24 protein-coding genes are annotated in these 26,991 nt (G+C 69.8%); 18 read left to right on the top strand and 6 right to left on the bottom strand.

The features are described 5' to 3' along the window. Positions 1-4: 4 nt before the first annotated feature. The 12 genes from ACIPVN_RS11515 (at position 5) to ACIPVN_RS11570 (ending at position 13,612) form a co-directional block, all read left to right on the top strand. Entirely contained in the window at positions 5-544 is a 540-nt protein-coding gene (locus ACIPVN_RS11515) for a tripartite tricarboxylate transporter TctB family protein (protein WP_400442842.1), read from the top strand. Next, on the top strand, positions 541-2,196 hold the full coding sequence (locus tag ACIPVN_RS11520; protein WP_400442843.1) for a tripartite tricarboxylate transporter permease: 1,656 nt from the start codon (positions 541-543) through the stop codon (positions 2,194-2,196). The genes ACIPVN_RS11515 and ACIPVN_RS11520 overlap by 4 nt, the downstream gene beginning before the upstream one ends. Further along, positions 2,193-3,062, top strand: coding sequence for a dihydrodipicolinate synthase family protein (locus ACIPVN_RS11525; protein WP_400442844.1), 870 nt, complete (start codon positions 2,193-2,195; stop codon positions 3,060-3,062). Before ACIPVN_RS11520 ends, ACIPVN_RS11525 begins: the two co-directional genes overlap by 4 nt. A 300-nt stretch (positions 3,063-3,362) precedes the next feature. After that, positions 3,363-3,806 (top strand): DoxX family protein, encoded by a 444-nt coding sequence (locus ACIPVN_RS11530; protein WP_400442845.1) that lies wholly within the window; start codon positions 3,363-3,365, stop codon positions 3,804-3,806. Positions 3,807-4,104: 298 nt separating this feature from the next. Beyond that, on the top strand, positions 4,105-5,403 hold the full coding sequence (locus ACIPVN_RS11535) for an ABC transporter substrate-binding protein (RefSeq protein WP_400442846.1): 1,299 nt from the start codon (positions 4,105-4,107) through the stop codon (positions 5,401-5,403). A gap of 80 nt (positions 5,404-5,483) precedes the next feature. Beyond that, positions 5,484-6,449 carry a carbohydrate ABC transporter permease gene (locus ACIPVN_RS11540; RefSeq protein ID WP_400442847.1) on the top strand — a complete coding sequence of 322 codons (966 nt, stop codon included), beginning with the start codon at positions 5,484-5,486 and terminating at the stop codon, positions 6,447-6,449. Beyond that, positions 6,446-7,318: a carbohydrate ABC transporter permease gene (locus ACIPVN_RS11545; RefSeq protein ID WP_400442848.1), complete on the top strand. Its 873-nt coding sequence runs from the start codon at positions 6,446-6,448 to the stop codon at positions 7,316-7,318. Before ACIPVN_RS11540 ends, ACIPVN_RS11545 begins: the two co-directional genes overlap by 4 nt. A 29-nt stretch (positions 7,319-7,347) precedes the next feature. After that, the gene (locus ACIPVN_RS11550) at positions 7,348-8,181 is read left to right on the top strand and encodes an SDR family oxidoreductase (protein ID WP_400442849.1); all 834 of its coding nucleotides are present in this window, start codon (positions 7,348-7,350) and stop codon (positions 8,179-8,181) included. Then, positions 8,178-9,095 carry a dihydrodipicolinate synthase family protein gene (locus ACIPVN_RS11555; RefSeq protein WP_400442850.1) on the top strand — a complete coding sequence of 306 codons (918 nt, stop codon included), beginning with the start codon at positions 8,178-8,180 and terminating at the stop codon, positions 9,093-9,095. Before ACIPVN_RS11550 ends, ACIPVN_RS11555 begins: the two co-directional genes overlap by 4 nt. Before the next feature lie 124 nt (positions 9,096-9,219). Next, complete coding sequence (locus ACIPVN_RS11560; protein WP_400442851.1) at positions 9,220-10,206, top strand: LacI family DNA-binding transcriptional regulator; 987 nt, start codon at positions 9,220-9,222, stop codon at positions 10,204-10,206. Between the two features lie 251 nt (positions 10,207-10,457). After that, the gene (locus ACIPVN_RS11565) at positions 10,458-11,984 is read left to right on the top strand and encodes an FGGY-family carbohydrate kinase (RefSeq protein ID WP_400442852.1); all 1,527 of its coding nucleotides are present in this window, start codon (positions 10,458-10,460) and stop codon (positions 11,982-11,984) included. Further along, positions 11,981-13,612 (top strand): fucose isomerase, encoded by a 1,632-nt coding sequence (locus tag ACIPVN_RS11570; RefSeq protein ID WP_400442853.1) that lies wholly within the window; start codon positions 11,981-11,983, stop codon positions 13,610-13,612. The genes ACIPVN_RS11565 and ACIPVN_RS11570 overlap by 4 nt, the downstream gene beginning before the upstream one ends. A 153-nt stretch (positions 13,613-13,765) precedes the next feature. Here ACIPVN_RS11570 and ACIPVN_RS11575 read toward each other — a convergent pair whose 3' ends face one another. After that, positions 13,766-15,064, bottom strand: a complete 1,299-nt coding sequence (locus tag ACIPVN_RS11575; RefSeq protein ID WP_400442854.1) for a glycosyl hydrolase — start codon at positions 15,062-15,064, stop codon at positions 13,766-13,768. A gap of 64 nt (positions 15,065-15,128) precedes the next feature. Here ACIPVN_RS11575 and ACIPVN_RS11580 point away from each other — a divergent pair, with 64 nt between their 5' ends. After that, positions 15,129-15,608 carry a GNAT family N-acetyltransferase gene (locus ACIPVN_RS11580; RefSeq protein WP_400442855.1) on the top strand — a complete coding sequence of 160 codons (480 nt, stop codon included), beginning with the start codon at positions 15,129-15,131 and terminating at the stop codon, positions 15,606-15,608. Positions 15,609-15,675: 67 nt separating this feature from the next. On the opposite strand, the gene ACIPVN_RS11585 is transcribed toward ACIPVN_RS11580, so the two are convergent. Next, complete coding sequence (locus tag ACIPVN_RS11585) at positions 15,676-16,263, bottom strand: hypothetical protein (protein WP_400442856.1); 588 nt, start codon at positions 16,261-16,263, stop codon at positions 15,676-15,678. A gap of 121 nt (positions 16,264-16,384) precedes the next feature. On the opposite strand from ACIPVN_RS11585, the gene ACIPVN_RS11590 reads away from it, so the two are divergent. Together ACIPVN_RS11590 and ACIPVN_RS11595 are read left to right on the top strand one after the other, a co-directional pair. Then, entirely contained in the window at positions 16,385-17,599 is a 1,215-nt protein-coding gene (locus ACIPVN_RS11590) for a glycosyltransferase (protein WP_400442857.1), read from the top strand. 5 nt (positions 17,600-17,604) lie between these two features. After that, positions 17,605-18,849 carry a glycosyltransferase gene (locus tag ACIPVN_RS11595; protein ID WP_400443362.1) on the top strand — a complete coding sequence of 415 codons (1,245 nt, stop codon included), beginning with the start codon at positions 17,605-17,607 and terminating at the stop codon, positions 18,847-18,849. 19 nt (positions 18,850-18,868) lie between these two features. On the opposite strand, the gene ACIPVN_RS11600 is transcribed toward ACIPVN_RS11595, so the two are convergent. Both ACIPVN_RS11600 and ACIPVN_RS11605 read right to left on the bottom strand, forming a co-directional pair. Continuing rightward, positions 18,869-19,504 (bottom strand): hypothetical protein, encoded by a 636-nt coding sequence (locus ACIPVN_RS11600; RefSeq protein WP_400442858.1) that lies wholly within the window; start codon positions 19,502-19,504, stop codon positions 18,869-18,871. A gap of 105 nt (positions 19,505-19,609) precedes the next feature. Then, entirely contained in the window at positions 19,610-19,756 is a 147-nt protein-coding gene (locus ACIPVN_RS11605) for a hypothetical protein (RefSeq protein ID WP_400442859.1), read from the bottom strand. 85 nt (positions 19,757-19,841) lie between these two features. On the opposite strand from ACIPVN_RS11605, the gene ACIPVN_RS11610 reads away from it, so the two are divergent. Further along, positions 19,842-20,813, top strand: coding sequence for a GlxA family transcriptional regulator (locus ACIPVN_RS11610; protein WP_400442860.1), 972 nt, complete (start codon positions 19,842-19,844; stop codon positions 20,811-20,813). 283 nt (positions 20,814-21,096) lie between these two features. Here the strand turns inward: ACIPVN_RS11610 and ACIPVN_RS11615 are convergent, their stop codons facing one another. Both ACIPVN_RS11615 and ACIPVN_RS11620 read right to left on the bottom strand, forming a co-directional pair. Continuing rightward, entirely contained in the window at positions 21,097-22,104 is a 1,008-nt protein-coding gene (locus tag ACIPVN_RS11615; RefSeq protein WP_400442861.1) for a LacI family DNA-binding transcriptional regulator, read from the bottom strand. Between the two features lie 79 nt (positions 22,105-22,183). Continuing rightward, a complete protein-coding gene (locus tag ACIPVN_RS11620; RefSeq protein WP_400442862.1) occupies positions 22,184-22,885 on the bottom strand; it encodes an NRDE family protein in 702 nt (233 codons plus the stop codon). 570 nt (positions 22,886-23,455) lie between these two features. On the opposite strand from ACIPVN_RS11620, the gene coaBC reads away from it, so the two are divergent. Together coaBC and ACIPVN_RS11630 are read left to right on the top strand one after the other, a co-directional pair. Beyond that, complete coding sequence (coaBC, locus tag ACIPVN_RS11625) at positions 23,456-24,670, top strand: bifunctional phosphopantothenoylcysteine decarboxylase/phosphopantothenate--cysteine ligase CoaBC (protein WP_400442864.1); 1,215 nt, start codon at positions 23,456-23,458, stop codon at positions 24,668-24,670. 100 nt (positions 24,671-24,770) lie between these two features. Beyond that, positions 24,771-26,984 carry an ATP-dependent Clp protease ATP-binding subunit gene (locus ACIPVN_RS11630; protein ID WP_400442866.1) on the top strand — a complete coding sequence of 738 codons (2,214 nt, stop codon included), beginning with the start codon at positions 24,771-24,773 and terminating at the stop codon, positions 26,982-26,984. Positions 26,985-26,991 lie beyond the last annotated feature (7 nt).

Genomic DNA, 26,991 nt, shown 5'->3' on the forward strand with positions numbered 1-26,991 from the left:
CCTCATGTCGACCCCCGACATCGCCGCCGAGGCGGCACCGCAAGACGAGTACGAGGGCGCACCCGCCTCCCGGGGCCTCGAGATCGCGTTCGGCGTCGTGGCCCTCGCCTTCACCGCCGGCTACCTCTTCCTCTCCACGCAGATCCCGCTCCGCCGCGCGGCGGCCCCCGGGCAGATCGATGCGCGCTTCTGGCCTCTCGTCATCGGCGTCACCGGCGTGGTCATCGCGATCGCGATCCTCGCCGTCGCACTGACCCGTCCGGCACCCACCCGTGAAGACCTCGAGCGCATCCAGCCCGGCGGCTATCTGCGCGTCATCGCCACGCTCGCGATCACCGGTGCCTTCATCGCCCTCTGGTCGCTCGGCACGGTCATCCTGTTCGGCTACCGCATCGAGGTGTTCCCGGTCGCGGCCGCCCTGCTGATGGCCGCACTCATGCTCCTCTACGGCCACCGCCGCTGGCTGAGCCTCGTCATCTACTCCGCCTCCGTCACGGCGTTCGTCTACGTCGTGTTCGGGATGCTCCTGAGGATTCCCCTGTGAACGCGCTCATGGAGGGGCTGAACTCGCTCCTCGACATCTCGATCCTGCTCTACATGCTCGTCGGCCTCGTGCTCGGCTTCATGGTCGGAGCCTTCCCCGGCATCACCGCGACCATGGCGGTCGCGCTCGCCGCCGGTTTCACGATGACCCTCGAGCCCGTGCAGGGTCTCGCCGTGCTGCTGACGATCTACGTCGCCGCGAACTTCGGCGACCGGGTGCCGTCGATCCTCATCAACACGCCCGGCACCCCGGCATCCATCGCCACCACCCTCGACGGGTACCCGATGGCCAAACAGGGCAGGGCCGGACTCGCGCTGACGATCTCGGCGATCGTCTCGGCGGTCGGCATCCTCGCTTCGCTCGTGCTGTTCTCGGTCGCCGCCGTGCCGATCGCCAGCTTCGCCCGCGACTACTTCAAGTCGCCCGAGCTGTTCGCGCTCGTCGTCTTCGGCATCTCGATCATGATCGGCATCTCGTCGAAGTCGATGCTCAAGGGCATCCTCGCCGGCCTCTTCGGTCTCATGCTCGGCAGCGTCGGCACCTACGCCGCGACCGCCGACCAGCGCTTCACCTTCGGGGTGCTCGAGCTCGTCGAGGGCGTCAACTTCATCGCCGTGATCATCGGCCTCTTCGGCATCGCCGAGCTGTTCGACCAACTGCTCACGTACAAGAAGTCGAACGTGCGGCCGATCTCGAGCCTCGGCCGCTGGTGGCCGAACCGGTCGGAGCTCAGGCAGTCCGGCCGCGCGACCGCCGTCGGCGGGGCCGTGGGCCTGGGCGTCGGCCTCATCCCGGCCGCCGGTGGCGACATCGCCGGCCTCATCGGATGGGAACGGGCGCGTAAGGCGTCGAAGCACCCGGAGATGTTCGGCAAGGGCTCGATCGAGGGCGTCGCGGCCTCCGACACGGCGTCGAGTGCGACGCTCGGCGGATCGCTCACCACGACGATGGCGCTCGGCATCCCCGGCGACTCGGTCATGGCGGTGATGATCGGCTCGATGATCATCTGGGGCATCACCCCCGGGCCGACGCTGTTCACCAACCGTCCCGACCTCGTCGTCTCGATCGTCGGCATCATGCTCGTCGCCACGATCCTCTCGCTCGTGCTCAGCCTCATTCGCATGAAGGGCATGGTGAAGCTGCTCGACGTGCCGCAGCCGTACCTGTGGAGCGGCATCCTGATCTTCTGCATCATCGGCACCTACGCGACCTCGAACAGCCTGTCGACCGTCGTCACGATGCTCGTGTTCGGTGTGGTGGGTGTGCTGCTCAAGCGCATGCAGGTGCCGGCGGGCCCCGTCGTCCTCGGGCTGCTGCTCGGCCCGCTCGCCGAGGAGAACCTCGCCCGCACCCTCGCGATCCTCCCCACCCGGCCGTTCTTCGAGGTGGTCAGCCCGATCGCGATCGTGCTGCTCGCCCTCGCCGTGCTCTCGATCGTGATGCCCGCGATCCGTGCCGCCCGCAAGCCGCGTGCCGAGCGCACGTCGCTCGAGGACTCGATCCTCGACGACGAGAGCCGCGAGCAGATCGAGAAGGCGCACCAGGAGCTCGCAGCGAACCCCGACCTGCTCACGTCGACCGTGCGCAACGTCGACACATCCCCCCGCGCGCTCCGCAAGGCGCGCAAGAACTCCAAGGAGAACGAGAAGTGACCCGCTACGACATCCTGACCGCCGTCCCCACCGCGTTCCACCGCGACGGCAGCCTCGACCTGGAGGGGTCGCGCGCGATCTTCCGCTTCGTCGGGCAGTCGGGCAACGAGGGCGCGTTCATCCTCGGCACGACGGGGGAGTTCCCCGCCGTCGACGTCGAGGAGTTCCGCTCCCTCGTCGGCGCCGCGATCACCGAACTCGCCGGCACCATGCGCGTGATCGTGCATGTCGGCCAGCCCAGCACCTTCGAGGCCGTGCGCCTGGTCGAGATCGCCCGCGGACTCGGCGCGACCGAGTTCGCGGCCCTCACCCCGTACTACCTGAAGTCGACCGACGACGCGATCTTCGACTACTTCCAGGCGGTGTCGGATGCCGTGGGCGCCGGCCGCCTGTACGTCTACATCTATCCCGCACGCAGCGGCAACACCGTCTCGCCCGAACTGCTCGTGCGCCTCGCCGCATTGCCGAACGTCGTCGGGGCGAAGCTCAGTGAACTGTCGCTCGACGAGATCGCCGCGTACCGCGCGGTGGTTCCGGCCGACTTCGACCTGTACACGGGAGCCGACCGCGACCTGATCGCCGCCGTCGGCGCCGGGGCGCAGGGCGTCGTCTCGGGTGTCTCGTCGGTGACGCCGAAGCCGTTCCGTGCACTCGCGGATGCGGGTCGATCGGGTGATGCCGGTGCGATCGCCGCCGCCCAGGCCGCGGTCGACGACGTCGTCTCGCTGATCGGCGGAGACATGGCCCGCATGAAGGAGGCCTACCGCGTGCTCGACGTGGTCGACGCGTACTGCCGCATGGCGATCGCCGAGCCCACCGAGGCCGAGCGCACCGCCGTCGCCGAGGTGGTCGCCGCGCACCGCTGAGTCTCGGATTCGAGGGACGGATGCCCGTGGGCCGGGCATCCGTCCCTCTTCGTGCCGCCCTGAGCCGCACAACTTCGGGCCCTCTTCGTGCGGCCCTGAGCCGCACAACTTCGGAGTTCCGAAGCGACATGCCGGCGAGACGCATGCCGGGCCGGCGTGTCGGCCGGGATCTCCGACGTTGTGCAGGGACGGGCCACGCCCACAGGAAACCGAAAGGTGGCTTTCCTAGCGTCGAAGACGGGTTCCCCCGCCCGCTCCGCGCCTGGCGCGCGGTGTCCTGCCACGACGGAAGGCCTCCTCATGACGAACACCACCGCCCGAAATTCCGCCGCGACCGCCTGGGGACTTCTCGTCCTCCGCGTCGCCGTCGGCGGCATCTTCTTCGCCCACGGCGCGCAGAAGATCTTCGAGTACACGCTCGCCGGCACCACGCAGAGCTTCGCCGGGATGGGCGTGCCGCTGCCCGAGATCGCGGCTCCCTTCGTCGCCTTCCTCGAGCTGATCGGCGGAGCGATGCTCGTGCTCGGTCTCTTCACCCGCCTGGCCGGCATCCTGCTGGCGGTCGACATGGTGGTGGCGCTCGTGCTGGTGCACCTGCCCGCGGGCTTCTGGGTCGGCGAGGGCGGGTACGAGTTCGTCGCCCTGCTCGGCGCCTCCGCTCTGGCGATCGCCTTCACGGGTGCCGGACGCTTCTCGGTCGACCGCGGGGTGCTCCGCGGGCGCGCCCCGGCCTGGCTGGCCTGAGTTCGAGAACGACGGATGCCGCGGGGGCTCAGCCCTCGCGGCATCCGTCGTTTCCCATCTGTTCTGCTCGTGAGGGGTCAAGACACGCCGCAACTCTCCCGCGAGTCGCGGCGTGTCGTGACCCCTCACGGAAGTCGACGCCTCCATGCGCCGGTTCACATCGTCGGAGGTTGCGTAACCATTTGGTCCTTGACAGCGTGAAGACTACGAAGTTATCTTTATGAAACCGATTTCACGCGTCCCGAGCGAGGAGTCGGCTGCACCGTCGCAGAGAACTTGCTGGCCAAAGGAGTGAACAGTGAAGTCGAACCCCCAGAACCCGTCCCGCAACGCACGCGCGCTGCGGATCACCGGCCTCGCCGCCGTCGCCGCCGTCGCCGCCATCGCCCTCGCGGGCTGCGCGTCGGGCGGAGAGAGCGATGCCGGAAGCGCCGGAGGAGAGCTGACGTTCTCGAACTGGCAGTTCCTCGAAGACGGCAAGGGTCCCATCATCTGGGACGCCGTCAAGGGATACACCGGACCGAACGACGACATCGAGCTCACCAAGGTCGAGATCCCGTTCGCCAACTACGCCGACAAACTCAGCACCGAGCTCGGCGCCGGCGGCGGCCCCGACGTCATGGTGCTGCAGGACAGCCAGTTCGCCTCGCTCGTGGATGCCGGTGTGCTCGAGCCCCTCGACGACATCGCCGACGAGCTCGGCGACGACCTCAACAACACCAACGAGGCCGGCGTCTTCGACGGCGGGCAGTACGGCTTCAACTGGGAACGCCCGACCTACAGCACCGTCATCTACAACAAGGACATCTTCGCCCAGCTCGGGCTCGAGGTACCGACCACGTTCGACGAGTTCCTCACCACCGCGCAGACCATCAAGGACGAGCTGGGCATCGCCGGCTGGGCGGGGCGTCACCAGACCGCCGAGATCGACGGCTGGACGCTCGAGATGGCCAACTGGATCTACGGATTCGGCGGCGAGCTCAGCGACGGCGACGAGCTGACGATCGACAGGGCCGAGAACGTCGAGGCCGTCGAGGCGTTCCTCGAGACCTTCGCCTCGGGCGTCGCCCCGATCGGCGACGACGCGTCGACGTTCCGTGCGAAGTTCGGTCAGGGGCAGGTCGGCATGCTGTTCGAGAACTCGGGCGTCGCGACGACGATCACGAGCAACCCCGACAACGCCGTGAACGGTCAGAACATGGGCGCGGCTCCGCTGCCGCTCGCGAACCCCGGCTCGAACTCGCAGCTGATCATCGCGGTCAACGCGAACAGCGACAACAAGGAGGCCGCGAAGGACTTCGTGCGCTGGGTGCTCGGGGAGGAGGGGCAGACCGCGATCCGTGCGGGCCTCGGTGCCTCGGCCATGGCGACCGACGTCGAGCCGGATGCCGCGTTCCTCGAGGCGAACCCCTGGGCCACGCAGTTCCTCGAGGCCGCGAAGACCTCGAAGTCGACGCTCGTCGAGGGCTTCGAGACCGAGAGCAAGGTCATCTGGCGCGAGGTGCTCACGGCGGTCGAAGACCTGCGGGTCAACGGCGGCGACGTGAAGGCGAAGCTCGCCGAGGTGCAGGAGACCCTCGAAGCCGAACTCGGCTGAGCACCCCGAGGGGCGGGCGGTTCTTCCCCCGCCCGCCCGCCCCTCGGTCACTCCCGCGACACGCGAAAGGACACCCGGCCATGGCCACCCCCACGCTCGAGGCGCCGCAGACTGCGCCCCCTGCCTCGCCGCCGAGGCGTCGCCGCGACAGCGGCGCGATCTCGCGCTTCATCGAGCGCAACGGCGCCTACCTCTTCCTCTTCCCGGCGATCGCGTATCTGGCGATCTTCACGGTTTTCCCGCTGATCCGCGGCGTGCTGCTGTCGTTCACGGCGACCAAGCTCGTGAACCCCGCGGGTGGTCGGGCGGTCGGTCTCGAGAACTACGACTACCTGCTTTCGAGCGACAAGTTCTGGTCGTCGGTCGCCACGACGCTGCTCTACACGCTCTTCACCGTCGTGTTCTCGGTCGCGATCGGCACCGCCGGCGCCCTGCTGCTGAACACCGCGTTCAAGGGCCGCGGCATCATCCGCGCGATCGCGACGATCCCGTGGGCCGTGCCGACGGTCGCCGCCGCCCTCATCTTCGTGTGGATCTACAACAACGAGCAGGGCATCCTGAACCGCACCACCAGTGCGCTGGGGCTCGGGCAGCACGGCTGGCTCGTCGATCCGCAGTACGGACTCTTCGCCGTCACACTCGCGACGGTCTGGAAGCTCACCCCGCTCGTCATGCTCGTGATGCTGAGTGCGCTGCAGAGCGTGCCGCACGAGCTCCGCGAGGCGACCTGGGTCGACGGCGCGACGCGCTTCCAGTCGTTCCGCGCGGTCACCCTGCCGCACATCATGCCGACCGTCCGCGTCATCACCCTGCTCATGACGATCTGGTCGATCCGGCGCTTCGAGATCATCTTCCTCATCACCGGCGGTGGACCGCTCGACGTCACCAACACGCTCGTGGTGAACGTCTACCGCACCGCCTTCCAGGACCAGAACCTCGGGCGGGCCGCCGCGATCGGCGCCCTGGGCCTCGTGCTCTCGCTGCTGGTCACGGTCGTGTACTTCATCGTCGAGCAGATCCAGGAACGTCAGGAGAGCCAGCGATGACCACCGTGCGCATTCCCACCGACCTCCCGCGCCGTCGTGGCGTCGCCGCCAAGTTCGGCAGCCTCGGCAAGGCCGCGCTGATCACTCTGCTCGTCGTGTTCTGCGGCTTTCCCGTCTACTGGATGCTGTCGACCTCGCTCGGCACCGAGTCCTCGCTGTACGGCGGATCGCAGCCCCTCGTGCCCGAGGTGCAGAACATCGGTCAGTGGGGCGGGTTCCTCGCCGACATCCCGATCTTCCGCTGGCTGGGCAACTCGTTCGTGATCGCCGCGGGCACCACCGTCCTCAGCCTCGTGCTGGCGACCATGGCCGCCTACGCGCTCAGCCGCTACAGGTTCCACGGCCGCGGCGTCGCGGGGTTCATCTTCTTCAGCACCCAGATGCTGCCCGAGGCGCTGATCATCGTGCCGCTGTACGCGATCTTCGCGGGCGCCGGGCTGCTCAACAGCCACTGGGGCCTCGTGCTCGCCGACACCGCTTTCGTGATGCCGGTGGCGATGTTCATCATCAAGAGCGGCATCGACAAGATCCCCTACGAGATCGAGGAGTCGGCGCGCATCGACGGATGCTCGCGCCTGCGCATCCTCACCACGATCGTGCTCCCGCTGATCATGCCGAGCATCGCGGCGGCCTCGGTCATCGCGTTCTTCGACGGGTGGAACGAGTTCATGTTCGCGAACACCTTCATCTCGTCGAGCGATCTGTGGCCGGCATCCGTCGGGCTGTCGTCGTTCCTCGGCCAGTTCTACACGCCGATGAACGTGGTGATGTTCTGCGCGCTGCTGTTCGCCCTGCCCGCCATCATCTTCTTCCTGTGGGCGCAGCGCGGCATCGTGTCGGGCCTGACCGCCGGATCCGTCAAGGGCTGAGCGCCCTGCAACCTGGAGTATCGAAAGACATGTCTGAAGGATTCGACCCGCTGTTCTCCGTGCGCGACAAGGTGGTGGTCGTCACCGGCGGCTTCGGCCAGATCGGCGCGGAGTTCGTGCGCGAACTGCACGGCCGCGGCGCGCGCGTCGCCGTCACCTCCCGCCGCGAGGTGGCCGACCCGTCGGCCGAGCTCGGCATCTCCGACCCCGAGGGCCGACTGCTCGCGGTCGCGATGGACATCACCGATCAGCAGAGCGTGGATGCCGGATTCGACCGCGTCGCGCAGACCTGGGGCGTGCCGACCGTCGTGGTCAACAACGCCGGCCTCGACACGCAGCCCAGCGCTCCGCCGGAGGTGTCGGGGCCGTTCGAGCAGTTCCCCGTCGAGGTGTTCCGCGAGGTGGTCGACACGAACCTGGTCGGCACCTTCCTCGTCACCCAGGCGGCCGGTCGTCGAATGCGCGACGCCGGACTCGGCGGCTCGATCGTCAACGTCGGGTCGATCTACGGCATGGTCTCGCCGGTGCAGGACATCTACGCCTACAAGGCCGAGCAGACCGGCATCCCGTTCATCAAGCCGGTCGCGTACTCGGCCGCGAAATCGGGCCTCTACAACCTCACCCGCTACTGCGCGACGTACTGGGGGCGCGCCGGCATCCGCGTCAACACGCTCACGCCCTCGGGCGTGCGCCGCGACACGCAGGACGCGACCTTCCAGGCCAACTACACCGCGCGCATGCCGATCGGGCGCATGGCCGAGGCGAACGAGTTCAACGGCGCCCTGGTCTTTCTCGCCTCCGACGCCTCGACCTATATGACCGGGTCGAACGTCGTCGTCGACGGCGGGTGGACGGCGTGGTGAGCGACCTGCTGGGCACGCGTCTGTTCATGGCCGCGGTCACCCCGATGCACCGTGACGAGAGCGTCGACCACGAGGCGCTCGCCGCGATGCTCGACGGCGACATCCGCCGGGGTGTCGAGGGCGTCTACGTGTGCGGCTCGTCGGGGGAGGGCGTGCTGCTCGCAGAGGCCGAGCGCGTCGCGGTGGCCGAGACCGCCGTCGCGGCCGCCGCCGGGCGCGTGCCCGTCGTCTCGCACGTGGGTGCCATGTCGACCGGAGAGGCGGTGCGCATCGCGCAGGCGGCGAAGGATGCCGGGGTCGGCGCGATCTCGATGATCCCGCCGCTCTACTACGGGTACTCCACGGCCGACGTCGTGCGGCACTTCCGCACGGTGATCGACGCCGTCGACCTGCCGTTCGTGCTCTACAACATCCCGCAGTTCACCGGCCGCGACATCTCGGAGGGCGGCTTCGACGAGCTGCTCGCCCTGCCGCAGGTGATCGGCGTCAAGCACACCTCGCGCAACCTCTACGGCGCCGAGCGCATCCTGCAGCGCTACCCGCACCAGACGCTCATCAACGGGTTCGACGAGTTCTATCTGCCGGCACTCTCGATCGGTGCGCGAGGCGCGATCGGCACGACCGTCGCTCTGCAGATCGACCTCTTCCTGTCGCTGCGCCGCAGATTCGAGGCGGGCGACCTCGCCGGGGCACGCGCGGTGCAGGTGCGCATCAACGACACGGTCGAGGCGATGGTCGAGGTCGGGGTCTTCGGCGCCGCGAAGTACCTCGGCGGCAAGGCATCCGCTCTGTCGCTCGGCGACTGCCGCTCGCCCCTGCCGGCTCTCGACGACGCCGCGCGCGCTCGACTCGACGAGGTGCACGCACGTCTGCAGCACCACATCGCGACGACCGCCGAGGAGGATGCCGCCTGACCCTGCCCACATGCATCGATCGGTGCGAAATGACGGTTCTCGCGGGCCAGAGCCGACGCTTTCCACCGATCGATGCACCGGCGGGGCGGATAGGGTGAAGCATCCGGGCAGCAGAGGGCGGGACATGACCACGATCTACGACGTCGCCGAGCGCGCAGGCGTCTCGCCGGCGACCGTCTCGCGGGTGTTCAACGGCACCAAGGTCTCGCCCGAGAAGGTCGAGGCCGTGCGTCGGGCCGCCGCCGATCTCGACTTCACGCCCAACCGCGCCGCCCGCAGTCTGCGCACGCAGACCTCCGAGGTGATCGCCCTCGTCATCCCCGACATCGAGAACCCGTACTTCACCGAGATGGCGCGCGGGGTCGAAGACGTCGCGAGCGAGGCCGGGTACTCGGTCGTGCTCTGCAACTCCGACTCGCAGCCCGCCAAGGAGTCGACCTACCTGCAGATCGCGATCGCGGAGCACATGTCGGGCGTCATCATCGCCGCGGCCTCCGACGCCACGAGCCTCGACAGCATCCTCGCGACCGGTCGCCCCGTCGTCGCGGTCGACCGCGCCACGCGCTACGACCTCGACGGCGTCGTGATGGCGAACCGGGAGGCGGGTGTCGCGGCGACCGACTCGTTGATCGCGGCCGGATACCGCCGCATCGCCTACATCGGCGGGCCGGAAGACATCGACACGGCCGCCGATCGTGCCGCCGGGTGGCGACAGGCGCTGACGGATGCCGGGCGCGAGGCCGACATCGCGGCGCTGCAGCGGTTCGCGACGTTCCGGGTCGACGGCGCGCGGGCGGCGATGGAGGAGCTGCTGGCGCTCCCCGAACCGCCGGATGCCGTCGTCGCCGGTAACAACCTCATCGGCGTCGGTGCGATCCAGGTGCTCACCGAACGCGGTCTCACCCCGCCCGCGGTGGGTGTCGCGGTGGTCGGATCGCTGCCGTTCACGACGCTCTCGCCGACCGCCGTGAGCATCGTGCGCCTGCCCGCGCGGCACATGGGCGTGACGGCCGCCCGCATGCTGCTCGAGCGCATCGCCGGAGATTCAAAGCCCGCCCGCACAGTCGTGCTGCGCGGCGAGACCCGGCACGCGAGCGCGGCCCGGGGCTGACTCTCCCCTCCCCGCTCTCCCCTTCCCCGCCCCTCCTTCCCGGCCCCCTTACCTGCTCCCCTCCGCACCCCGCGCACAATCTCGCATTTCTGCAGAATCTCGAAGCAGGAGGGAGAGAACGCTGGGAGACTCCGCAGATCTGCGAGATGTCGCGGACCAGTCCCGCGCTGACTACGCAACCACAAACTCCACTTGCGATCTGAAATCGATTTCACATATCCTGAACCGAGCGTGATCAAGGAGGACACACCATGCGATGCACCCTCGGGGTCGACGTCGGCACATCCAGCACCAAGGGCGTGCTCACGGCATCCGACGGCACGATCCTCGCCACCGCCACCCGCGCGCACGACGTCTCGCGGCCGCGCACCGGCTGGGTCGAGATGGATGCCGCGATCTGGTGGGACGAGTTCGCCGACATCGCACGCGAACTGATCGCCGCCCGGCCCGATGCCGAACTCACCGCCGTCGGAGTGAGCGGCATGGGCCCGTGCATCCTGCTCGCCGACGAGAACGACGAGCCCGTGCGCCCCGCGATCCTCTACGGCGTCGACACCCGCGCGACCGCCCAGATCGAGCGCATCACCGCCGACCTCGGCGTCGACGAGATCACCCGCGTCGGCGGATCGGTGCTCACCTCGCAGGCGGGCGGCCCGAAGATCGCGTGGATCGCCGAGGAGGAGCCGGATGCCTGGGCGCGCGCCCGCCGCCTCTTCATGCCGGCGTCGTGGCTCGCCCGCAGGCTCACGGGCGCCTACGTGCTCGACCACCAGTCGGCCAGCCAGGTCTCGCCGCTCTACGACATCGAGAACGAGCGCTGGCACGCCCCCTTCTGGGGCCGCTACGCGACCGCCATCGTGCAGCCGCGCCTCGCCTGGGCGGGCGACATCGCGGGCACCGTGACGGCGCAGGCATCCGAGATCACCGGCATTCCGGCGGGCACCCCCGTCATCGCCGGCACGATCGACGCGTGGACCGAGGCCGTCAGCGTCGGCGCGCACGAGGTCGGCGACCTCATGCTCATGTACGGCACGACCATGTTCCTCGTCGCGACGGGCGACGAGACCCTCCGCACCCCGTCGATGTGGACCACCGCCGGCGCCTTCCCCGGCACCCGCAACCTCGCGGGCGGCCTCTCGACCTCGGGCGCATTGACCGCGTGGCTCGCAGACCTGACGGATGCCGACTACCCGCAGCTCCTCGCCGAGGCCGAGGCATCCGGCCCGGGTGCCCGGGGCCTGCTCGTCCTGCCGTACTTCGCGGGGGAGCGCACCCCGATCCAAGACCCCGACGCCCGCGGCGTGGTCGCCGGTCTCACCCTCGAACACACCCGCGGCGATCTGTATCGCGCGGCCCTCGAGGCGACCGCCCTCGGCGTGCGCCACAACGTCGAGACCATGCGCGCGGCCGGCGCCGACATCCGCCGCATCGTCGCCGTCGGCGGCGGCACGCAGGGCCGCCTCTGGCTGCAGGTCGTCTCCGACGTCACCGGCCTCGTGCAGGAGGTTCCGGCGACCACGATCGGCGCGAGCTACGGTGCGGCCTTCCTCGCCGCGGTGGCCACCGCCGATGAGCCCCCGCTCATCACCGAGTGGAACCCGGTGACCGACACCATCACTCCGAACGCCGAACTGCGCACGACCTACGACACCCTCTTCGACCGGTACGTGCGCCTGTACGCCGGCACCCGAGACGTCGTGCACGAACTCGCCGCCGAGCAGCGCGGCGCCACCCGCCCCACGACCACCGCATCCACCCCCGCATCGGAGGAATCATGACCTACACCCTGCCGACCCCGGCATCCCGCCCGGCATCCGCCCCGAAGACCGCGTACCTGATCGCATCCGGCGACCTGCGCGAGGCCGCCAACACCGGCGGCTGGCCCGTGCAGGTCGAGCTCGAAGCGGGCGTCACCGGAGTCTTCAACGACCTCGGTTGGACCGTCATCCGCGCCAACGACGTCGACCCCGCCACCGGCCACGGCTTCATCTCGAGCCAGCGCATGGGCCTCGAGGTCTTCAAGAACATCCCGACGGATGCCCCGCTCATCGTCGCGGAGGCCGTCTGGCAGTACTCGCACCACGTGCTCGCCGGGCTGCGCACGCACCAGGGGCCGATCCTCACGGTCGCGAACTTCGCGGGCGACTGGCCCGGACTCGTCGGGCTGCTCGGGCTGAACGCCGGCCTCACCAAGATGGACAAGCCCTACGCGACGATCTGGTCGGTCGACTTCACCGACGAGTGGTTCAAGAACGGCATCAAGGAGTGGACCGAGACCGGCGCCATCACCCACGATGCCTCCCACGTGCGCCCGCTGCCCGAGCTTCCCGACAGCCCCGAGAAGCAGCTGGGTGAGGCGCTCGCCGCCGAGCTGCTCGCCGAGAAGGCCATCATCGGCGTCTTCGACGAGGGCTGCATGGGCATGTACAACGCCATCTTCGACGACGAGCTGCTCAACCGGGCCGGCATCTACAAGGAGCGCCTGTCGCAGTCCGCGCTGTACGCCGAGATGCTCGAGGTCAGCGAGGCCGAGGCGGATGCCGCCTACGACTGGCTGATCGATGCGGGCATGACCTTCGTCTACGGCGAGGATGCCGCCACCGAGCTCACCCGCGAGCAGGTGCAGTGGCAGCTCAAGATGTACATCGCCGCCCTCCGCATCGCCGACGACTTCGGGCTCGACGCCGTCGGCATCCAGTACCAGCAGGGTCTGAAGGACCTGGTACCGGCATCCGACCTCGCCGAAGGCATCCTGAACTCCACCGAGCGCCCGCCGGTCACCTCGCGCGACGGTTCGCGTGTGCTGCACGAGGGCCGCGCCTTCCCGCACTTCAACGAGGCCGACGAGGGCGTCGCCGTCGATGCGCTCGTCACCGACCGGGTGTGGCGCGCGATGGGCCTGGTGCCCGACAACACCCTGCACGACGTGCGTTGGGGAGAAGAGTTCGACGGCCAGTTCGTCTGGGTCTACGAGATCTCGGGCTCGGTGCCCGCCTCGCACCTCGGCGGTTGGCAGAACGCCGAGGGCTGGCGCCAGGGCCACGTGTTCTTCCCCGCGGGCGGCGCCACGATCAACGGTGTCTCGAAGCCCGGCGAGCTCGTGCTCTCGCGCGTGTTCATCGCCGACGGCATCCTGCAGGCCGACATCTTCCGCGCATCCGTCGTCGAGCTGCCCGCCGAGGAGACGCAGCGCCGCAAGGACGCCACGAACCCGGAGTGGCCGATCGCGCACGTCGTGCTGCACGGCGTCTCGCGCGACCAGTTCATGGCCCGCCACAAGGCCAACCACGCCCAGACGGTCTACGCGCCCGACGCCGAGACCGCCGACAAGGCGCTCATCGCCAAGGCCGCGATGTTCGCGGGCATGGGCATCAAGGTCAACCTCGTCGGCGACGTCGCGGTCTGAGACCCCCGGAGGGGTGAGGGGCGGATGCTTCGGCATCCGCCCCTTTTCGTGTGCGCATCGACCGTTTCGCGTGTGCATCGATCGGTGCACAATGCCGGCTATCGGAGCGGATGACCGACGTTTCGCACCGATCGATGCACCCGACGAGCCCGCTCAGACCTCCGTGTTGCGCGACACGTACGCGGTGCGCTCCACGACCGGCCGCACGAGCTCGGTGATGCCGCGGGCCTCGAGCAGCGCCGGGTCGGCGGCATCCGTCGACGTCACGAACGCCGGGTCGGCGCCGGACTCGCAGGCGTCCACCCACGCCTGGAAGATCGAGCCGCCGGGGCTCATCGCGCCGCGGCTGATCGGCGTCTCGGCATCGTCGACCTCGACCACGATGCCGAGCGTGCGCGCCGGCGCCGGACGGCGCTTTCGCAGCTCGGGGATCAGCTCGGCGAACCGTCGGCCGATCGGCTTGGCGGTGCCCGTCTGATCGACGAGTCCGAGCGTGTACTCGAGGTCGGGGAAGTCGGCGAGATCGCGGCTCACGTCGTGGGAGCACCACCACGTCACGCCCCACAGGTCGTCGGTGCGCGCGACCGAGCGCAGCGTCGCCTCGAGGAAGTCGGGGGTCTGCTCGGGGGCGAGGCAGTTCGACGGAGCGCCGACCTCCTGCAGCCAGATCGGCTTGTGGGGGTCGGTCGCGAACGCGCGCGCCAGCTCGATCATGTACTCGGCATGACGATCGGATGCCGTCGACCGCCCGCCGTACTTCTGCGCGGTGCCGTTGAAGATCCACGAGTGCACGGTCGTCATCGCGCCGAGCCGCGAGGCCAGCGCCGGGGTGAAGCCGTGGCCGTCCATGTACCAGGCGGCGTCGTACTCGCTGTGCACATGGCGCTGCGAGGGGGCGGATGCGTCGGCCGCATCGAGCAGCGTCGTGATCCAGGTCGCGGCCTCGGCCTCGGTGACCGGCCAGGGCGAGGGGTGGGTCTGCGCCGAGAACTGGTTCGTCTCGTTGCCGAGCGTGAAGCCCAGGAAGTTGCGGGCGTCCGTCAGCCGCTCGCCCAGGCGCGTGACCAGCTCGGCCTGCCCGCTCAGCGCCTCGGGGTGCGTGAACATGTTCTTGTCGTGCCAGGTGAACAGCCACGACGGGATGAAGTCGAAGCTCGACAGATGCCCCTGGATCACGTCGACGCTCGCGTCGAGCCCGAACTCGGCGGCGACGTCGACCACGGCGCGCACGTCATCGACCGCTTCGTCGCGGATGAGCGTGCGGTTGGGCTGCAGCACCGTCCACAGCGCGAAGATGCGCAGGTGGTCGAGCCCGAGGTCGGCGAGGGCCGAGAAGTCGCGGCGCACTTCGTCGAGGTCGAGCGACATCCACGCGTGCATCCACTTCGATCGCGGCGTGTAGTTCGCGCCGAAGCGCAGGGGGTCGGCGGGGGAGAGGGCGACGTTGTCCATCGGGCAAGCCTAGCCACGGCATCCGTGGTCTCTCCGGACCCCCGGGACGGGGAAGACTGGAGGAATGATCCGAACAGCAGATCTCAGCGGGGGGGATGCCGTCGCCGTCGGGCGCCTCGTCGAGGACTACCTCCGGCAGACCGAGAGCGAGAAGGTCGCCCACGGGGCGGCCCCGGCGTCCGACGCTCTGCCCGAGACCTACCGTCGCGAGGTCGAGGACCCGGCCGATGCCTACGCCGACTGCGGTGTGTTCGTCGCCGAGCTCGACCGTGAGGTCGTCGGAGTCGTGGTGCTGCGACCCGATGCCGACGGCGTCGAGATCAAGCGGCTCTGGGCCTCGCCCGAGGTGCGGGGCCGGGGAGTGGGATCCGGGCTGCTCGACGCCGCGATCACGGCCGGTGAGGGCGATGTGCGCCTGTCGGTCTGGGAATGGCGCACCGACGTCATCCGCCTCTACGAGTCGCGCGGGTTCGGGCGCGTGCCGTCGTGGGATGCCCGTCCGGCCCTCGTCTGCATGCGCTTCTCTCCCCGTGAGGGGTCATGACACGCCGCACCGGAACCTCGACGCGCGGCGTGTTCTGACCCCTCACGGCTCGGGAATCGGGCACGCGTCAGGCCGGTGGCAACCGCAGCACGTCGGGCGACTCGCCGCCGGTGAGATCGTCGGCGATGCGGATGCTGCGCGCCAGATCGTCGAGCGCGCCGTCGAGGGTGCCGAAACGCTCGCGCTCGCTGCAGATCGCGGTGAGCGTGACGAGGTGCGTTCCCGTGTCCCACGTGTAGGTCGTGAACGGCGGGGCGGCCGGCGACGGCGGCATCGCGACGACGAGCTTCTCGCCCGCGCCGAGAGCCGTGCGGAACTGGACCGTGTCGTCGTACTCCATCGGCATCGATGCCCGCGCGATGCGCACCTCGGGGGTGAGCTCCTGCGTGGTCGCCATCGCGACGACCAGCTCGGGGTCGGCCTTCCATGTCCACACCAGCACGCGTCCGTCGGCGCGCTTCATCAGCATCGGGGCGGCCTGGCTCATCATCCACGCCCCGAGGCGCGAGCCCGGTCGCTCGGTCGCGCCCAGGGCCGCGTTCGCCTGGCCCAGGAGCATCCGGATGGCCGCCTTGCGGTGGCGTCGTCCCTTCCACCCCAGCGAGTCGGTCACGGGGATCCACAGCGAGGGGTCGGCATCCGCAGTCAGTCGCATGTCTCCACGGTAGACGGTGTTGCCGGGAGGATGCCGGTGGGCCTCGGAGTCGCGCGCAGGGGCCTCCGGTAGAGTTGCCAACGTCCTCCGGGGCACCCCTGGCCGCGAACCGTAAGGCAGCATGTCTGTTTCTCCCACCGACCCGACCAGCGCACCCGACACCGGGGAGCGACCGTTGCGCATCCTGATCGGCGCCGACACGTTCGCGCCCGACATCAACGGCGCCGCCCGCTTCGCCGAGCGTCTGGCCGCCGGTCTCGTGCAGCGCGGCCACGACGTCCACGTCTCGGCGCCCAATCAGGCGTACCGCCGCTCGAAGCCGCACACCGAGATCATCGAGGGCGAGCGCATGACCCTGCACCGGCTGCCGTCGGTGCGCTGGGCGCCGCACGACTGGCTGCGTTTCGTGTGGCCGTGGCGTTCGAAGCACTGGGCGCGCACCGTGCTCGACCGGGTCAACCCCGATGTCGTGCACATCCAGTCGCACATCGTGATCGGCCGCGGCCTCGCGCGCATCGCGCGCCAGCGCGGCATCCCCGTGATCGCCACGAACCACGTCATGGCCGAGAACATCCTCGAGCACACGACGATGCCGGACGCCGTGAACCGTTTCATCACGAAGCACGCGTGGGCCGATGCCAAGCGCACCTTCGACCTGACCCGCGCGGTGACCACGCCCACCCGCCGTGCCGCCGACTTCCTCGAGGGCACGGTCGCGGTGAAGGGCGTGATCCCGGTGAGCTGCGGCATCGACCGCACGCAGTACACCCCGGTCATCGCACCGCGCGAGAAGAACCGGATCGTGTTCGTCGGGCGCCTGACGGCCGAGAAGCAGATCGACGTCATCCTGCAGGCGATGACGAAGCTCGACCCGGCGCTCGACACCACCTTCGACATCGTCGGCGGCGGAGACCAGCGCAAGCAGCTCGAGAACCTCGCCACCCAGCTCGGTCTCGGCGACCGGGTCACCTTCCACGGGCGCACCTCCGACGAAGAACTGCGGGCGCTGCTCTCGCGCGCGAGTCTGTTCGTGATCGCCTCGATCGCCGAACTGCAGTCGATCGCGACGATGGAGGCCATGGCCTCGGCGCTGCCGATCGTCGCCGCGGATGCCGTCGCGCTCCCGCACCTCGTGCACCACGGCGAGAACGGCTACCTGTTCGAGCCCGGGAACGTCGACGAACTCGCCGCACGCCTCGCCGACGTGCTGACCGCCGAGCCGGCCGAGTACGCGCGCATGCAGCAGGCGTCGCTCGACGGCGTCGCGATCCACGACATCAATCGCACCCTCGACACGTTCGAGGCGCTGTACCGCGACGCTCCTCTGCCCGAGTGACGCGCATGCACGTCGTGTTCTTCGGCGACCAGCACCTCGACTCGCTCGGTGGGGCGCAGGTCTCGATGCGGCTGCAGCGGGAGTTCCTCGAGCGCGCCGGGCACACCGTCACCGTCGTCGCGCCGCGCATGCATGGGCCACGAGCGGCGGGCGCGGCGATGGATGCCGCGAATCTCGACCTGCCCTCGATGCCGATCACGCTCGACCGGGAGTACTCGATGACGTGGCCGGGGCGGGCGACCGATCGCTACCTCGACCGCGCGATGACCACGCGTCCGCCCGTCGATCTCGTGCACGTGCAGGCGGACTTCTGGGGGGCCTTCATCGGCCACCGGTATGCGCAGCGGCACGGCATCCCGGTCGTGCACACGATGCACAATCGCGTCGACGTCGGGATCGCGGCCGTCACCCCTCTGCACCGTCCGGTGCTCGCAGCGTTGAACGCGTGGCGCCGCGTGGCGCTGCGAGGTGCCGCAGGGTCGGCGCCCGGGCGCCCGGTCGGCGGCAGCGACGGCTGGGCGTTCCTGCGGGGGCTCGCGGCCGGGGCATCCGCCGTCACCGCCCCCTCGACGCACTTCGCCCGCCGGCTCGAGCAGCACGACGTGTTCGATGCGGTCGACGTGATCTGGAACGGCATCGACGACGACGTGCGCGCCGCCGTGCTCGCCGAGGCGCCGGTCGAACGGATGCCGGGACGCCCGCGGTTCGTGTGGCTCGGACGCATGAGTCCCGAGAAGCGGCTGCTCCCGTTCCTCGAAGCGTGGAACACGGCCGGTATCGACGCCGAGCTCGAGATCATCGGCGGGGGAGGGCAGCGCGCAGCGGCCGAGAAGCTCGTCGCCGGACACGACGGCGTACGATTCGCCGGGCGCCTCACCTACCCGCAGACCCTCGCTCGCATCGCCGCAGCCGATGCGCTGGTGCAGACGTCGATCGGCTTCGAGACGCAGGGCATGACCCCGTTCGAGGCCGCGACGCTCGGCACGCCGTCGATCATCAGCGACCCCGACATCGCCGCCGAACTCGGGGGCGGGTTCTGGGCGGTGGCCGACCCTTCGACAAGCTCAGGGACCCCGTCCGTCGAGCCGGCGCGCGTCGCAGCGCTCGCCGAGACGCTGCGGGTCGCGGCATCCGACATCGCCGCCGGCACGGCGCCCACCCCGTTACCCACGGTGGCCGAGGCCTTCCGGCAGTCGTCGCGCACCGCCGCCATGGTCGAGGTCTACGAGCGCGTGCTCGCCGACGGCTGACCACTCGCCGGGTGCGCGCTTACAGGAATGCGTAGAACAGGCTCGAGATCCAGCCCAGGATGATGCCGAGCAGCTGCACGCCGCCGACGCCGATCGCTACGCCCGCGAACACCTGGCCGCCGGGGCGCCGCACCGCGATGAGTCCGAGCACGAGGGCGGCGGCGCTGGCGAGGAACGTGACGACGCCGAACAGCAGCGTGAAGACGCCGTAGCCGCCATCGCCGTAGCCCGAGTAGTAACCGATCGACGACAGCAGGAACGGCTGGGTCAGCACCTGCAGCGCGCCGATCGCGGCGACCGCGAGGGCGATGATGAACGCGACGCGCGCGAGGGTGTTGTTCGGGCCGGCGGGGCGTGCCGGTGCGGGGGTCGCGCCGTACGCGGGCTGCTGCGGAGAGGTGTAGGCGCCCGAGCCCGGGTGGGCGTAGGCGCTCTGCGGGGTGGAGGTTCCGGGATACTGCGGTGCCTGCTGCTGCGGGGCCTGCTGGCCGTAGGGCGGCTGCGGGGCGCCGTACGGGGGTGCTGCCGGATACTGCGGATCGGCGGGAAGAGCGGATGCCGCGGGCGGAGCACTCGGGAACTGCTGCTGCGGCGGGTTCGCGGGGTTCCCGTTCGGGGCCGTGGGGGGAACGGGAGGCAGCTGCGGGTCGCTCATGGCTCCGAGCGTAGTCGCCGGAGTGGTTCGGCGGGGTGAGCGATTCGCGACGAGGGGTCAAGACACGCCGTGCTTGACGGCATCCGTACGGCGTGTCTTGACCCCTCAGCGGGAAGCCCGGTGCAGGGGTTCGCGATCGACGACGCGGTTCCAGTCGGTGGGGATGGCGCGGTATCCGTCGCGGCGCAGTTCGACGACCGTGGCGACGAGGGCCCAGAGGATCAGTGCGGCGAGGAGGATGAGGAGTACCATGGCAGAAACGCTACGGTCGACGTTGATCTGCCACGAGTGGCAGGATGGACGCCTGTCGTATGAAACCTGCCATTCGGGAGCGCGCATGAAAACAGTCGCCTGCATCGTCCAAGACGGATTCGCCCCGTTCGAGTTCGGCCTCGCGTGCGAGGCCTTCGGCCTCGACCGGTCGAACGACGGCGTCCCGAACTTCGACTTCCGCGTCGTCGCACCGCGTCCCGGCGTCGTGGCCTCCAAGCTCGGGTTCTCGCTGAACGTCGAGCACGACCTCTCGTTCGCCTACGAGGCTGATCTCGTCGTCTTCTGCCCGGTTCCGCGGGAGTACTGGGACCGCATCGATCCGCTGCTGCTCGAGGTCGCCCGCGATGCGGTCGCCCGGGGTGCCTGGGTGCTCACGATCTGCAGCGCCTCGTTCATCCTCGGGGCTGCGGGTGTGCTCGACGGGCGTCGCGCCACCACGCACTGGATGTACTCCGAGATCATGGCGTCGATGTACCCCGAGGTCGAGATCGATCCGGACGTGCTCTTCGTGCAGGACGGCCGGATCATCACCAGCGCCGGCACGGCCGCCGGTATCGACGCGTGCCTGCACCTACTGCGGCAGGAGCTCGGCGCCGAGCTCACCAACCGCATCGCCCGCCGCATGGTCGTGCCGCCGCAGCGCGACGGCGGGCAGGCGCAGTTCATCGACCGGCCGATCCCGGTCGTGCCGAGCGACTCGCTCGCCGCGGTCGCCGATTGGGCCGTCGAGCATCTGCGCGACGAGCTCGGCGTCGATCAGCTCGCCGCCCGTGCCCTCATGTCTCCGCGCACCTTCGCCCGCCGGTTCAAGGCCGAGTACGGCGCGACCCCGGCGGCCTGGCTCGCGCGCCAGCGCATCATCCACGCCCAGCGGATGCTCGAGCGCACCGATTTGCCTCTCGATCGCATCGCCGGCGAGTGCGGGTTCGGCTCGGCGGCCGTGCTGCGCCAGAACTTCGCCCGCGTGCTCGGCCTGACGCCGACCGCCTACCGCGCCCGCTTCTCGTGCGCGGTCGAGGAGGCCCCCGCGGCCTGAGACTCTGCGGGGTGGGGCCCTTCGACAGGCTCAGGGACCCGGTGCTGTGCGCTCCGTCGCGACCGGGTCGCTGAGCCAGTCGAAGCGTCCCCGCTCGGATCCCTCACGGGAGGAGATCTCGCCTTCGGCAGGAGGCATCCGCTGTTCTGGCCCTGCGGACTGAGTGTTCTCCTGCCCAACGCGTGGGTGGTGGGGCCCTTCGACAGGCTCAGGGACCCAGTGCGGTGCGCTCCGTCGCGACCGGGTCACTGAGCCTGTCGAAGCGTCCCCGCTCAGAACCGCGTCAGAGGGCGCGGGTCGTCGACCGTTCGACGAGAGAACAGGGCAGCAGCACGTGCGCGGCATCCTGCTCGGGGGCGGCCAGGCGCGAGAGCAGCAGTTCGACGGCGCCGTGCGCCATGTCGAGGATCGGCTGCCGCACCGTCGTGAGGTCGAACGCCTGCCACGACGACATCGCCACGTCGTCGAAACCGAGGATCGAGACGTCCTCGGGCACCGCGACGCCGAGCGCGGTCGCCGCGTTCAGCGCTCCGAAGGCGACGAGGTCGTTGTGGCAGAAGAGCGCGGTGGGCGGCTCGGGCAGTTGCAGCAGGCGGGTCGCGGCGTCGAAGGCGCGCGTGTAGTCGAGGTCGGCGACCTCCAGCAGGCCCTCGTCGAACGCGACGCCGGCAGCGTCGAACTCGAGCAGGAAACCGCGGTGCCGGTCGTTGACGGATGCCGCACCCAGAGGCCCCGAGATCACCCCGATGCGTCGGTGGCCGAGATCGAGCAGATGCCGTGCGGCGATGCGTCCGCCCTCGAAGTTGTCGGGAGAGATCGAATCGGATGCCGGGGCGGCGCCCGGGCCCATCGTGACCGAGGGCACCCCGAGCGAGACGATGCGTCCCTCGTCGTCGGGGGAGAGCAGGGTGGTGGTGAGGATGACGCCGTCGACGTTGGTCTCCCAGAGCGTGCGGGCGAGGTCTTCGGTGGTGTCGGCGCGCCCCGAGAGGATGAGGGCGCGGTAGCCGGCGTGGTTGAGTTCACCGCTGATGGTGTGCAGCAGCTCGGCGTAGTAGCTGTTGCGCGGATCGCCGAGTACGACGCCGATCGTGTGGGTGCGGCTGGTGACGAGGCTGCGGGCGCTGAGGTTGGGGCGGTAGCCGAGCTTCTCGATCGCCGCCTCGACCTTGGCGCGGATGTCGTCCGACACCCCTTCGCGCCCGTTCACGATGCGCGAGACCGTGGTCTGCGAGACCCCGGCCGCTTTGGCGACGTCGATGCTCGTGACACCGCGTGACTTCGGCGGCATGGGCCCTCCTCTTGCGTGCCGGGACTCCCATGCTAGACGGCGCAGGGAGTGGATGACTACGCAACCCCGGGCGAGGACGTCAGGCGTGCCAGTGGGCGGGCGAGGGCAGGGTGTGGTCGCGCACGTCCACGCCGGCCGGAGCGACGGATGCCGTGGCGTACAGCAGCGACTGCGTGGGGTAGCCGTGCGGGCGGTTGTCGCGGATGATCGCGCGATCGTCCTCGGGAGAGAGCTCGGCGCTCTCGGCGAGCAGAGCGGTCCACTCAGCCACCCAGTCCGCACTGTCTGCGGCCGGTGCGAGCGCACGGAACCTCGGCAGCCAGGTGCGGATGCGGGGGGTCACCGCGTCGTCGAGATCGTCGTGGGCGATCATGTGCGTGCCGAGCGGAACCGGGGTCTCGCGCAGCACGGCTCCGTCCCACGAGAGCACGCGCGCGCCCTCGGGGCCGACCTCGAGCAGGTTGAAGCCGTGCATCGGCAATGCCCCCTCGGGCGAGCGGCCCGCGACGGATTCGAGGGCGAGCGATCCGCGCGAGACGGCGCGGTCGCCGGCCAGCTCCTGCACGTCGGCGCGGTTGAGCAGCACGGCGAGGCGTCGGCGCTGAGAATCGACCGCGAGCCAGGCGCCGCCCGCGCGGCGATCGCGGATGCCGATCACGCCGGGGTACTGCTCGGGCCACCACGGGCCCAGGGCATCCCACTCGCGCTGCGGGTCTTCATCGCGCACCGCGAGGAGTCTCACGGAGGCGGCATCCTCGACATCGATCACGACCGTGCACACGCTCTCGATCTTATGCGCGCCGCCGGGCGGAGTTCTCGTCGCCGGGCGGACTTTCTCGTGTGAGGAATCCGCCCCACGCGGAGTTCTCCGCCCGTTGCGGAGGAGATCTCTCGCTCTGGAGGGCCGGAAGGGAGGATGCTCCCTGCGGAAGGCGAGTCCTCCTCCGTTGCGGGGCGCGTCGTCTCGCTGCGCTCGCTCAGCCGCCGGAAGGGGCTCCGCTCGCTCAGCCGCCGGAGGGCGGGAGGGGGGCTCGCTCGCTCAGGGTCGGGCGGAGTTCTCATCGTCGGGCGGACTTTCGCGTGTGAGGAATCCGCCCGACGCGGAGTTCTCCGCCCGACGCGGAGTTCTCCGCCCGACGCGGAGTTCTCCGCCCGTCGAGGAGGAGATCTCTCGCTCCAGAGGGCCGGAAGGGAGGATGCGTCCTGCGGAAGGCGAGTTCTCCTCCGTTGCGGGGCGCGTCGTCTCGCTGCGCTCGTTCAGAGACCGGTGGGGCTCCACTCGCTCCGGAGCCACGCGGCGCCGAGGCGAACGGCGCCCCGCACGACCGGATGCTGCGGCAGAATCGAAAGCGTGAACATCGTCGTCGGAGTCACGGGCGGCATCGCCGCGTACAAGACGGTGCACCTCGTGCGCCTCCTCATCAAGGCCGGACACGACGTGACCGTCGTGCCCACCGAAGACGCGCTGCGCTTCGTCGGCACCCCCACGTGGGAGGCGATCAGCCGTCATCCCGTCACGACGAGCGTGCACGACGACGTCGCCCGCGTGCGCCACGTCGCCCTCGGTCAGGCGGCCGAGCTGGTGATCGTCGCCCCGGCGACCGCGAACACGATCGCGTCGATGACCGCCGGGCTCGCGAGCGACCTGCTCGGCACGACGCTGCTGGCCACCGAGGCGCCGGTGCTGATCGCGCCGGCCATGCACGCCGAGATGTGGCGGCACCCGGCGACGCAGGCCAACATCGCCACTCTGCGCTCCCGCGGTGTGCATCTGGTGGGCCCCGCCGACGGCGAGCTGGCCGGCGGAGACAGCGGGCCGGGACGGATGTCGGAGCCGGAGGAGATCTTCGCCGCGGCCCAGGCGTTGCTCGCTCCCGGCGATCTCGCGGGCCTCCGCGTCGTCGTCTCGGCGGGCGGCACGCGCGAGCCGATCGATCCGGTGCGCTTCCTCGGCAATCGTTCGAGCGGCCGTCAGGGCGTCGCGCTCGCCGCAGAGGCCGCGGCCCGCGGTGCCGAGGTCACGCTCGTCGCCGCGCACATCGATGCCGCGATCCTGGCGTCGGCGCGGCATCCGTCGGTCGAGGTCGTGCCGGTCGGTACGGCGGCAGAGCTGTCGGTCGCGATGAGGGATGCCTCGGCCTCGGCGGATGTCGTGATCATGGCCGCCGCGGTCGCCGACTACCGGCCCGCGCGCGCCTCCGATCACAAGCTCACGAAGGAGGAGGGCGTGCTCGATCGCGTCGACCTCGTCGAGAACGAGGACGTCGTGGCCGCGCTCGCCGCTCTTCGCGCCGAGGGGCGCGCGCCGGCGGGGCAGACGATCGTCGCGTTCGCCGCCGAGACGCTGACGGATGCCGAACAGCGCCGTGAGCGCGCTCGGGGCAAGCGCGAGCGCAAGGGCGTCGACCTGCTGGCGGTGAACCTCGCGGATGCCGAGAACGGCTTCGAGCGCACCGACAACGCGGTCGAGATCATCGGCGACGGCGGCGCGATCGTCGCCGAGGCATCCGGGAGCAAGCGAGAGGTCGCGCGCGCGATCTGGGATGCGGTGCGGATGCTGCGCTGAGGCGGGCATTGTCGATGAGGTACTGTCCTGATAAACTTGAGTCGAGCCAACTCAAGTTTCGAGCACTCATTGACCAGAAGGAGTCTCCCAGGAGGGACAGATGACCACCCCGCAGACCGGTTCCCAGAACGACCAGCAGTCCGCACTCGAGCAGTTCGGGATCAACCTCACCGACCGCGCCCGTCAGGGCAAGCTCGACCCCGTGATCGGCCGCGACAGCGAGATCCGTCGCGTGAGCCAGGTGCTCACCCGTCGCACCAAGAACAACCCGGTGCTCATCGGCGAGCCCGGCGTCGGCAAGACCGCCGTCGTCGAGGGTCTCGCCCAGCGCATCGTCGCGGGTGACGTCGCCGAGTCCCTCAAGGACAAGGAGCTGATCACGCTCGACATCTCGGCGCTCGTCGCCGGCGCGATGTACCGCGGTCAGTTCGAGGAGCGGCTGAAGCAGGTCCTCAAGGAGATCACCGAGTCCGACGGGCAGATCATCACCTTCATCGACGAGCTGCACGTGCTCATGGGCGCCGGCGGCGGGGAGGGCTCGGTCGCGGCATCCAACATGCTCAAGCCGATGCTCGCCCGAGGAGAGCTGCGTCTGATCGGCGCCACCACGCTCAACGAGTACCGCGAGTTCATCGAAAAGGACGCCGCGCTCGAACGCCGCTTCCAGCAGGTATACGTGGGCGAGCCGACCGTCGAAGACACGATCGCCATCCTCCGCGGGCTCAAGGAGCGCTACGAGGCGCACCACAAGGTCGCCATCTCCGACGGTGCGCTCGTGGCTGCGGCATCACTGTCGAACCGGTATCTGCCCGCGCGGCAACTGCCCGACAAGGCGATCGATCTGATCGACGAGGCCGCCTCGCGGCTGCGCATGGAGATCGACTCGGCCCCGGTCGAGATCGACGAGCTGCGCCGCCACGTCGACCGCCTCAAGCTCGAGGAGCTCGCGCTCAAGAAGGAGAAGGACCCGGCCTCGAAGGAGCGTCTTGCGACGCTCCGCGCCGACCTCGCCACCGAGCAGGCCAAGCTCGGCGAGCTGCAGGCCCGGTGGGAGCGGGAACGCGCATCGCTCAACCGTGTCGGCGACCTGAAGACGCGCCTGGATGCCGCCCGCAGCGACGCCGAGCGCGCGCAGCGCGAGGGCAACCTCGAGCGCGCCTCCCGGCTGCTCTACGCCGAGATTCCGGCGTTGGAGCGTGAGGTCATGGAGGCCGAGCGGTCGGAGTCCGTCGGTTCCGACGGTGAGCGGCGCATGGTCAACGAGCAGGTCACCGACGAGGACATCGCCGGCGTCATCGCTGCGTGGACCGGCATCCCCGTCGGGCGCCTGCTGCAGGGCGAGACCGAGAAGCTGCTGCACCTCGAGTCCGAGCTGGGCAAGCGGCTCATCGGGCAGAAGGATGCCGTCAAGGCCGTGTCGGATGCCGTGCGCCGCTCGCGCGCGGGCATCAGCGATCCCGGTCGTCCCACCGGGTCGTTCCTGTTCCTCGGGCCGACCGGTGTCGGTAAGACCGAGCTCGCGAAGGCGCTCGCCCAGTTCCTCTTCGACGACGAGCACGCCATGGTGCGCATCGACATGTCGGAGTACGGCGAGAAGCACTCCGTCTCGCGTCTCGTCGGCGCCCCTCCCGGGTACGTCGGGTACGAACAGGGCGGTCAGCTGACCGAGGCCGTACGTCGTCGCCCCTACAGTGTGATCCTGCTCGACGAGGTCGAGAAGGCGCACCCCGAGGTGTTCGACGTGCTGCTGCAGGTGCTCGACGACGGGCGCCTCACCGACGGACAGGGGCGCACGGTCGACTTCTCGAACGTGATCCTGATCCTCACGTCGAACATCGGCTCGCCGATCCTCATCGACCCGGTGCTCTCGCCCGATCAGAAGCGCGAGCAGGTGATGGCGCTCGTGCAGCAGGCATTCCGACCCGAGTTCCTCAACCGCCTCGACGACATCGTGATGTTCCAGGCGCTCAGTGAAGACGACCTCGCGCAGATCGTCGAGCTGTCGATCGATCAGCTGCACACGCGGCTGCACGACCGCCGGCTCACGCTCGCGGTCACGCCCGACGCGCGGTCGTGGCTCGCCGAGCGCGGGTACGACCCGGTGTTCGGTGCGCGCCCGCTGCGCCGCCTCATCCAGAGCGAGGTGCAGAACAAGCTGGCGACGGCGCTGCTCTCGGGCGGTGTCCGCGACGGCGACACGGTGCGCGTGGACGTCGCAGCCGACGGCACGGGCCTCGTGCTCACGGCCGAGGCACCGGCATCCGTTCCGGACGACGATGACGACGTGATCGAGGCGGAATTGCTCGACGACTGATCGTCCT

Source organism: Microbacterium sp. NPDC090003, from assembly GCF_044748385.1.
Lineage (GTDB): Bacteria > Actinomycetota > Actinomycetes > Actinomycetales > Microbacteriaceae > Microbacterium.